Source organism: Kumtagia sp. (assembly GCF_059502445.1).
Genome location: NZ_JCACER010000003.1, coordinates 1 through 9,195, shown reverse-complemented (window position 1 = coordinate 9,195; position 9,195 = coordinate 1). Strand labels below are relative to the sequence as shown.

Here is a 9,195-nt window from a genome sequence, read left to right as displayed (position 1 = left end):
CCGAGCCATCGCCAAAGGTTGGGTTCTCAGAGATGTGTGCATGCCGTAGCCGCTTCGCAGGGGCGAGGAACCACTGCCGCGATGCTGCCCTTCTCCAGCCTGGGTTCCTCGCCCCACGCAGTGGGGAGAGGTGTCGAGCCCGAAGGGCGAGACGGAGAGGGGCTTGCGATACGGGCAGGTGTAACCAGCGGCACAACCCGTACAGCGGTCGACCGTCAGTCGCCACCTCCGCCGCCATCGCCGCCGTCACCGGACGCGCTGGACTCGAAACCGCGTTCATTCGATGCGACCGAGCCCGACAGCGGTCCGACCAGCCACCGGCGGCTGGAGGTGCGGTACCTGATGCCCAGCCAGATGGCGATGACGATGGCGACGGGGATCAGGAGGTAGAGCAGCGCTGCCATGCGTTAGCCTCCCAGCCTAGACGCCGTTCGGCCTCGGCCCCCCATAGGCCCAGTCGAGCAGCGCCACCGTATGTACCACGGGCAGCTTCGCCGCCGAAGCGATCTGGGTGATGCAGCCGATGTTGCCGGTGGCGACGAGCGCGGCACCGGTCGCCTCGATGTTCTTCACCTTGCGGTCGCGCAGTCTTGCCGAAATCTCCGGCTGCAGGATGTTGTAGGTGCCGGCCGAGCCGCAGCACAGATGGCCCTCGCGCGGCTCCTTCACGAAAAAGCCGGCACGCGCCAGCAGTTCCTTCGGCTGGCGCGTGATCTTCTGGCCGTGCTGCATCGAGCAGGCGGAGTGATAGGCCACCGTCAGGCCCGGCTTGACCGAAGGCTCGGGCAGGTCGAGCGTCGCGAGATATTCGGTGATATCTTTCGCCAAGGCCGAAACCTTCGCCGCCTTGTCGGCATAGGCAGGGTCGAGCCGCAGCATGAAGCCATAATCCTTGATCGTCGTGCCGCAGCCGGACGCGGTGATGACGATGGCGTCGAGGGCGCCGCGCTCGATCTCGCGCGTCCAGGCGGCGACGTTTTTCCGCGCGGCGGCGAGTGCGGCCTCCTCCTTGCCCATATGGTGCACCAGCGCGCCGCAGCAGCCTTCGCCCGGCGGCACCACCACCTCGACGCCGAGCCGGGTGAGCAGGCGCACGGTCGCCTCGTTGATGCCGGGCTCCAGCACCGACTGGGCGCAGCCGGTGAGCAGCGCCACGCGGCCGCGCCGCTCGCCCCGCGGAGCATGGCGGCCGGGTTTCGAGACCGGCGACGCTGCCGGCACCGAGGCGGGCGCGAGCCTCAGCATCGACGCCAGCGGCTTCAGCGCCGGCATGCCGGCGAACAGCTTTGCGAAGGGCCGTCCGAACCCCGCGAGCTTGAGCGCCGCCCGGAACCGCCGGGGATAAGGCAGCGTCGCCGCGAGCAGCGCCCGGACCAGCCGGTCCGCCAGCGGGCGGTCGTAGGTCTTCTCGATATGGGCGCGGGCATGGTCGACCAGATGCATGTAGTTCACGCCCGACGGGCAGGTGGTCATGCAGGAGAGGCAGGAGAGGCAGCGGTCGATATGGGTGACGATTTGCTTGTCGGCCGGGCGGCCGTTCTCCAGCATGTCCTTGATCAGGTAGATTCGCCCGCGTGGGCTGTCCAGCTCGTTGCCGAGCGTCACATAGGTCGGGCAAGTCGCGGTGCAGAACCCGCAATGCACGCATTTGCGCAGGATCTTCTCGGATTCGGCGACATGCGGATCGGCGAGTTGGGCGGGGGAGAAGGTGGTTTGCATAGTCTATCGTTCGACCAAAGTTACGTGACCCGGCTTCGCCGTGGCGACCGCGTCGACAATCCGGCTGACAATCACCTTAAGCTCTGCAAGCCGAGGTGACGGCAGAACGACAATCGCAAAGGATCTGCCTGCAAGGTTCTGCTGGTGTGGCAGGTTCTTGTCGCTGGTGAGCAAACAGGTGAAGCCCTCGCTCTCGACAAGCTGCACCAACCGGCCGTTCTTGGTTCCCTTCCACTTGTTCGGAAAGCCAACAACGTCGCAACCCGCCTTGCGCAGGATCGGCAACAAATCGAGCGGAACGCCTTCGTCGAAAATCGCCGTCACGCGGCCTTCGGGAAGTAGCGCTTCACGTCCTCTCCAACGAGATGCAGAACAGTTTCCGCCTGTGCGCGCTCGACAGTTGGAAAGTTCCCCAAAAAAGCTTCCAACGACATCCCATCCGCCAGATTTTCGAAGAGCGCATCAACCGGAACACGCGTACCCTTGAAAACGACGGCGCCGGAAACGATCTCGGGATCGGAGCTCAGTACATCCGTGATCTTCATGACGATCTCCAACGGCACACTAGCTCCCTCATTCTATCCCATCCGTCCCGGGTTGAGGATGTCTTGCGGATCGAACTCGGCCTTCAGCCGTGCCGAAAGCGCGGCGAGTGCCGGCGGCTGCGGCTCGAAGACGGCGATCGCCGCGCGCTGCGGGGCGCTTGCGCGCACCAGCGTCGCATGGCCGCCTCCGAGTTTTTTGACCAGCCCGCGCAGCAGTTCGGCTTCCGGCTCGTGTTCCATGCGCAGCCAGGCGAGCCCGCCGGCCCAGTCGTAGAAGGCGTCGACCGCCGTCTGCATGCGCAGCGCCATGACGAGCCTGTGCGCCCCGCTCGGCGCCATCGAGACGCGCCAGACCGGCTTTTCCGTGCCGTCGGCGAAGGGCGCGCAATCACGGATGGCGCGCCACAGACGCTTCGACGCCTCCGCCGAAATCGTCACGGCCTCCGCGTCCAGCCCGAACGCCTGCTTCAGGTGGTCGATGCGGTAGGCGACGGACGGGCCAAAACCTTCGACGCGCAGCACGGTCGCCGCACCCTTCGGCAGGCCGTCGATGCGCGCCGAGGCCGTTTCCGGCAGGTGCGCGGCGCCGGAAACCTCCGCCGACGAGCCCATGGCGACCGCCATGGCGGCGACCGCGGCGTCGTCGAGCAGGCCCGACAGAACCAGGGTCGTCTCGGTCTCCGCCCCCGGCAGCACCTTGAAGGTGACGTCGGTGACGGCGGCGAGCGTGCCCCACGAGCCGGCCATCGCCTTCGACAGGTCGTAGCCGGTGACGTTCTTGACGACCCGCCCGCCCGCCTTGAAAGCCTCGCCGCGGCCCGAGACGGCGGCTATGCCGAGGATGTGATCGCGCGCCGCGCCGGCTTTTATGCGACGCGGCCCGGACAGGTTGGCGCAGAGCGCGCCGCCGATCGTCCCCCTGCCCTGTTGGCCACCCAAAAGCGGGCCATAGTCCATCGGCTCGAACGCAAGCTCCTGGCCGTTCTGGGCGAGCAGTGTTTCGATCTCGGCAAGCGGCGTGCCGGCCCTGGCCGACAGCACCAGTTCCTCGGGCTCGTAGAGGGTGACGCCGGTCAGGCTCGACAGGTCGAGCGCGTGCCCGGTCTGCGGCGGCCGGCCGATGCCGCGCTTGGAGCCATGGCCGAGGATTTCCAGCGGCGCGCTTTCGGACACGGCCCACTGGACGGCGGACAGGACTTCCTCGGCGGAGGTGGGGGTGAAGGTGGTCATGGACGGCTAAAATCCTGGGTTCCTCGCCCCCGCGAAGCGAGGGAGAGGTGCCGAGCGCAGCGAGGCGCAGAGGGGGGCATCAGATCACTCACCACCGACGCCTCTCGGATTCCGGCGCGCGAACACATACCGCAGATCGCTCGCAACAACGTCTTCGCTCAGCCTTCCGTCGAGCGCGGCCAGAATCGTCTCGCAAACACTCCCGGTGTCTTTCACTGCATCCGAACTCCAGAAACGCAGAACGGAATAGCCCTGAGTGCGCATGAACGCATCGCGGCGGCGATCGCGTTTATCGTCGGCGTGCTGGCTGCCGTCGAGTTCGACGACAAGCCTGGCAGACCGACAGTCGAAGTCGGCAAAGTATGGACCCAACGGCATTTGCCGGACGAACTTGTAGCCACCGAGCTGCTTTGCCTTCAACTCATTCCAAAGCATGGCTTCCGCCATGTTGTCGCCGTGGCGGAGCTCACGCGCGCGGGCGAGTTTTTCGGCCGAGCGGCGGCTCGGCGTCGCAGCCCCCCTCTCCGTCTCGGGCTTCGCCCTCGACACCTCTCCCCCACTTCGTGGGGGCGAGGAACCAGGGTTCTGCGCGGTCATCACGTCTCCCCCAACCGCTTCCGCACCGCCTCGCCCCTCGGCGACAGGCGGTAGCCGACGTCGAGGCTCTCGGTCAGGCCGAGTTCCTTCAGTTTTCGCACGTCCTGCTTGAACTTCGGCTTTTCGACGCCGAGGGTTGCTGCGAGGTCGGCGGCCGGGACGGCCGGACGCTCGCCGATCACCCGCAGGATCGACGGAAAATAGCCAGGGGCCGTCTTCTCCCAGCGGTCGAAGCGGGCGCGGAGGTCGCGCCACTCGGCGTCCGAAAGTTCCGCATTCTCACGCTTCGCCACACGCTCGTCCGGCTCGAGGCCGTCCAGCACGATGCGGTAGACAGGGTCGCCATTGTCGGGTCCGAGCATCTCGCGCAGCGCCGCCAGCGAGGGGAAGCCCGCGGCGGCGGCATCCGCCTCGGTCAGCCCGGCTGGATCGCAAGGCTCGATCGCGCCGATCCTGACCACGCCGGCCGCCGTGCGCAGCCGCCCGCCGGCCTTCACCGTCGGCCGCTTCCAGCGGCGGAAGGCGAGCGTGACAATGCCTGCCGCGATACCGTCGAGGATGGCCTGCTTGAAGAGCATCGCTCAGGGCCTCGCAGAGGGGCCGAGGCGCGGAGCACCCCCCTCTGGCCTGCCGGCCATCTCCCCCGCAAGGGGGGAGATCAGACGGACGCACGGCTTTCGCCAACCAGCAACGTTGAAGGAGAAGCGGCGAGCCCGAAGCTGCTGATCTCCCCCCTTGCGGGGGAGATGGCCGGCAGGCCAGAGGGGGGTGCGAAGGAGCGCACGCATTTCAACCTCAAAACCGCGGAATGTCCGGAAACGGCATTTTTCCCGCATGGATGTGCATGCGGCCGAGCTCGGCGCAGCGGCGGAGCTGCGGAAACACCTTTCCCGGATTGAGCAGGTGGTTGGGGTCGAAGGCGCATTTGACCCGCATCTGCTGGTCGAGATCGGCCTGCGAGAACATTTCCGGCATCAGGTCGCGCTTCTCCACGCCGACGCCATGCTCGCCGGTGAGGACGCCGCCGACCTTGACGCACAGCCGCAATATGTCGGCGCCGAAGGCCTCGGCCTTCTCAAGCTCGCCGGGCAGGTTGGCGTCGTAGAGGATGAGCGGATGCAGATTGCCGTCGCCGGCGTGGAAGACGTTGGCGACGCGCAGGCCGTACTGTTGCGACAGCTCGCGCATGCCGGCAAGCACGCGCGGCAGTTCCTTGCGCGGGATGGTGCCGTCCATGCAGTAGTAGTCGGGCGAGATGCGGCCGACAGCCGGGAAAGCCGCCTTGCGGCCGGCCCAGAAGCGCAGGCGCTCCTCCTCCGAGGTGGAGATGCGGCAGGTGGTCGAGCCGTTGCGCAGCGCGATCGCCTCGACAAGGCCGATCAGGTGATCGACCTCGACGCCCGGACCGTCGAGTTCGACGATCAGCAGCGCCTCGCACTCGAGCGGATAGCCGGCCTGGACGAAATCCTCGGCCGCATGGATCGCCGGCCGATCCATCATCTCCATGCCGCCCGGGATGATGCCGGCGCCGATGATGTCGGCGACGCACTGCCCGCCCTGCTCGCTGGTTGGGAAGCCGATAAGCAGGGCGCGCGCCGTCTCCGGCTTCCTGAGGATACGCACCGTGACCTCGGTGACGACGCCGAGCAGCCCCTCCGAGCCGGTCATGATGCCGAGCAGGTCGTAACCCTCCGCGTCGAGGTGCTTGCCGCCGAGGCGCACCACCTCACCGTTCATCAGCACCATCTCGACGCCGAGCACGTTGTTGGCGGTGAGCCCGTATTTCAGGCAGTGCACGCCGCCGGAATTTTCCGCGACATTGCCGCCGATGGAGCAGGCGATCTGCGAGGAAGGGTCGGGGGCGTAGTAGAAACCGTCCTCCTCGACGGCGCGGGTGATGCCGAGATTGGTGACGCCCGGCTGCGCCACCACGCAGCGGTTCATGAAGTCGATGTCGAGGATGGCGTTGAAGCGGCTCATCACCAGCAGCACGGCGTCTTCCAGCGGCAGGGCGCCGCCCGAAAGCGAAGTGCCGGAGCCGCGCGGCACGACGCGGATGCCGCGCTCGTCGCAATATTTCAGGATCTTCGACACCTGCGCCGTGGTTTCCGGCAGCACCACGACCAGCGGAAGCTGGCGGTAGGCGGTGAGCCCGTCGCTCTCGAAGGCGCGCATCTCGTTGACGGCGTCGACCACGCCCTCGCCCGGCACGATGCGCGCCAGGTCGGCGACGATCTCGGCGCGCCGCGACAGCGTCGCGGCATCCGGCTTCGGCATGGCTAGTCCGGACATGGCTCTGCCCTTGGATCTACTGGTAAAAAGCATTTACCAGTTGGCCGAAGGCATCGCAAGCCGGGCTCGACGCAAACTTCCGTCACATGGTCGCGAAACCGCATTGGCCTTGCGATTTCAATGTCTTAGCCGGTCCGCGGGCACCAAGCCCGAGGGCGTCCTCAACTCGACGCGGCGCGCTCCCGCTCGCTATGCGTCCGGCGGATGCGGCGGACGCCCCACCAGACGGCGAGGATGGCGACGGGGACGGAAAGGGCCGTGACCAGCTCGGGCTTGAGGCTGATGCCGAAGACGGTGATGCCCTTGGCGAGGTAGCCGACCAGACCGACGACGTAATAGGAGACGGCGGCGACCGACAGGCCCTCGACCGTCTGCTGCAGGCGCAGCTGCAGCTTTGCGCGGTTGTTCATCGAGGCGAGCAGGTCGCGGTTCTGCTTCTCGACCTCGACGTCGACCCAGGTGCGCAAGAGCGTGGTGGCGCGGGTGAGCTTGCGCGACAGATTGGCCTGGCGCTCCTCGACCGAGCGGCAGGTGCGCATGGCCGGCGCGACGCGGCGCTGCAGGAAGCCGGCCCAGGTGTCGTGGCCCGGCACCGCCTCCTCGCCGAGCGCGGCCAGCCGCTCCTCGACGATGCCGTCATAGGCGCGGCTGGCGCCGAAGCGGTAGAGGCTGGCGGCGGCGTCGGCCTCCAGCTCGGCGGCGAGCTCGGTGAGTTCCGCGAGCAGTTCCTGGCCGCCGCCGCGGCCGCCGGCGCGCATGGCGCCGGTGATCTCGGCCAGCCGGTCCTCGATGCGGCGAAGCCGCCCGGACAGCGACTGCGCCAGCGGCAGGCCGAGCATGGCGAGGGTGCGATAGGTCTCGATCTCGATCAGGCGCTGCGCCAGCGCGCCGCGGCGCGAGGCCGACAGGCCGCGGTCGAGCACGAGGATGCGGGTGAGCCCGTCGCCGTCCTGGCGGAAATCGGTGGCGATGGCGGCAAGACCGTTCTCGACCAGCGAATGGCACAGGCTTTCCATGTCGAAGCCGGCGATCAGCGGCTCGCTCTCCGGCGTCCATTCGCGCATCTCCAGGCGGATGCCGGAGATCACCGTGCCGGGCGCCGAAAAGCCGTTGCCGAAGGGCGAATCCTCGGCCTTGCGGCCCTTCGCCGCGCCGAGCGGGCCCTCCCACAGATAGGTGGAGAATTCGGTGTGGCGCTCCCAGCGCAGCGTGCCCTTGCCCCATTTCATCGCATGGTGGCGGGCCTGCCGGTCGGGGGCGGCGATGCCGAGGCGGCGCGACAGCTCGGCCAGCACGGCATGGTCGACGGCCGAGCCGCCGTCGGTCATGAAGGAGAGCTGCACCAGCACGCGCGGCGCCTCGATCAGCGGATGCGGGCGGGCATGCACCTCGCCGATGGCGCCGGGACGGCCCTCATGCGCGGGAAAGCCCATGACCGTGCCGGTCAGGGAGGCGGAAAAGTCGAGTCTCGACGGCTCGGCGCTCACGGTCTTGTCCCCTGCAACATACCCTTATGACCTTGCGGAAGGGTCTAGCCAATGCGGGACTTTGCCGCGCCGCGATTCGCGCCACGCCATGGCGGGAGGGGACATGTTTTCGCCAACGGCCCGATGCCGCCACCAAAAAACGGTTGCCGAACAATGGCCCTGCCGAAAAACAGGCGTCCATGGAGCAGGAATTTGTCCACAACGCCGGCGGCGGCGGCAAAACCCCGCCGCCCCAGGCCGTGGCGGCACCGCCGTCGCCGTTTTCGCGGTGCGGACGAGGACATGCGAGGGGTCGCCGCCGCCCGGCCGCCGAGGCCGGCCGCGGAAGCCCGGCCCGCTCGCCGAAATGGACAAGTGGATAATTTGTTTGACCAGTTGGACGGCTTGCCTTTATTGTCGCCGCGGTTCCTGGCACCGGGCTTTGGCGTGGGCGAGATCTTTTCCCGCATAGAACATTCGCGCACCGCCGACGAGGTGGTGCAGCAGGTCGAGACGCTGATCCTCGAAGGCGTGCTGCGGCCCGGCGACCGGCTGCCCGGCGAGCGCGAGCTGGCGCGCCAGTTCGACGTGTCGCGGCCGATCCTGCGCGACGCGTTGAAGGCGGTGGAGGGGCGCGGGCTGATCACGACGCGGCACGGCGGCGGCACGCATGTGGCCGACGTCGTCGGCCAGGTGTTCGCCAGGCCGGTGGCCGAGCTGATCGTCAGCCATGCCAAGGCCAAGGCCGACTATCTCGAATACCGCCGCGAGATGGAGGGCATGGCGGCCGAATATGCGGCGCGCCGCGTCACCGACGACGACCGCGCCCTGCTTCGGCGCATCATCGAGCGCATGGAGGACGCACACCGGCGCGGCGACTTTGCGGAAGAGGCGGAGATCGACGTCGAGTTCCACAATGCGATCGGCGAATGCGCGCACAACATCGTGCTGCTGCACACGCTGCGCTCCTGCTACGGCTCCTGTCGGACGGTGTCTTCCAGAACCGGCTGATCGTCTTCACGCTTGCCGACGCGCGTGAAAAACTGCTGGCGCAGCACCGCGCCATCCACGCGGCGGTCACCGGCGGCGACCCGGCGGCGGCGCGCAAGGCGGCGATGGACCACATCAGCTTCGTCGAGCTGGCGATGGCGGAGGCCGAGCGCAGCGGCGACTGGCAGCGCGTGTCCAAGCTCAGGCTGCGGCAGCGGCTGGATGCCGAGCGGCGGAAGGCGGGATGATGGGGGGCGATTCCGTGAGGTACGAGTCGGCTTCTGGCAGGCTTCGCTTCTTCGCACCCCCCTCTGTCCTGCCGGACATCTCCCCCGCAAGGGGGGAGATTGGCAGCT

9 protein-coding genes and 1 pseudogene are annotated in these 9,195 nt (G+C 67.8%); 1 reads left to right on the top strand and 9 read right to left on the bottom strand.

The features are described 5' to 3' along the window. Window positions 1–215 precede the first annotated feature (215 nt). The 9 genes from AC5JDC_RS00830 to AC5JDC_RS00790 form a co-directional block, all read right to left on the bottom strand. Window positions 216–404, bottom strand: coding sequence for a hypothetical protein (locus AC5JDC_RS00830; protein ID WP_106773569.1), 189 nt, complete (start codon window positions 402–404; stop codon window positions 216–218). A gap of 16 nt (window positions 405–420) precedes the next feature. Further along, window positions 421–1,719 (bottom strand): glycolate oxidase subunit GlcF, encoded by a 1,299-nt coding sequence (gene glcF / locus AC5JDC_RS00825; protein WP_495838247.1) that lies wholly within the window; start codon window positions 1,717–1,719, stop codon window positions 421–423. A gap of 3 nt (window positions 1,720–1,722) precedes the next feature. Then, the gene (locus AC5JDC_RS00820) at window positions 1,723–2,043 is read right to left on the bottom strand and encodes a hypothetical protein (protein WP_495838245.1); all 321 of its coding nucleotides are present in this window, start codon (window positions 2,041–2,043) and stop codon (window positions 1,723–1,725) included. Continuing rightward, window positions 2,040–2,264: a DUF433 domain-containing protein gene (locus AC5JDC_RS00815; protein ID WP_495838243.1), complete on the bottom strand. Its 225-nt coding sequence runs from the start codon at window positions 2,262–2,264 to the stop codon at window positions 2,040–2,042. Before AC5JDC_RS00815 ends, AC5JDC_RS00820 begins: the two co-directional genes overlap by 4 nt. A gap of 33 nt (window positions 2,265–2,297) precedes the next feature. After that, window positions 2,298–3,494: a glycolate oxidase subunit GlcE gene (gene glcE, locus AC5JDC_RS00810; protein WP_495838241.1), complete on the bottom strand. Its 1,197-nt coding sequence runs from the start codon at window positions 3,492–3,494 to the stop codon at window positions 2,298–2,300. A gap of 84 nt (window positions 3,495–3,578) precedes the next feature. Continuing rightward, window positions 3,579–4,091, bottom strand: a complete 513-nt coding sequence (locus AC5JDC_RS00805; RefSeq protein ID WP_495838239.1) for an endonuclease domain-containing protein — start codon at window positions 4,089–4,091, stop codon at window positions 3,579–3,581. After that, a complete protein-coding gene (locus AC5JDC_RS00800) occupies window positions 4,091–4,669 on the bottom strand; it encodes an ASCH domain-containing protein (RefSeq protein ID WP_495838237.1) in 579 nt (192 codons plus the stop codon). Before AC5JDC_RS00800 ends, AC5JDC_RS00805 begins: the two co-directional genes overlap by 1 nt. Window positions 4,670–4,886: 217 nt before the next feature. Continuing rightward, a complete protein-coding gene (locus AC5JDC_RS00795; protein ID WP_106773576.1) occupies window positions 4,887–6,383 on the bottom strand; it encodes an FAD-linked oxidase C-terminal domain-containing protein in 1,497 nt (498 codons plus the stop codon). A gap of 161 nt (window positions 6,384–6,544) precedes the next feature. Next, on the bottom strand, window positions 6,545–7,870 hold the full coding sequence (locus AC5JDC_RS00790; RefSeq protein ID WP_495838234.1) for a DUF3422 family protein: 1,326 nt from the start codon (window positions 7,868–7,870) through the stop codon (window positions 6,545–6,547). A gap of 426 nt (window positions 7,871–8,296) precedes the next feature. On the opposite strand from AC5JDC_RS00790, the pseudogene AC5JDC_RS00785 reads away from it, so the two are divergent. Beyond that, window positions 8,297–9,087, top strand: a pseudogene (locus AC5JDC_RS00785) (FCD domain-containing protein). The last annotated feature ends 108 nt before the right edge of the window (window positions 9,088–9,195 follow it).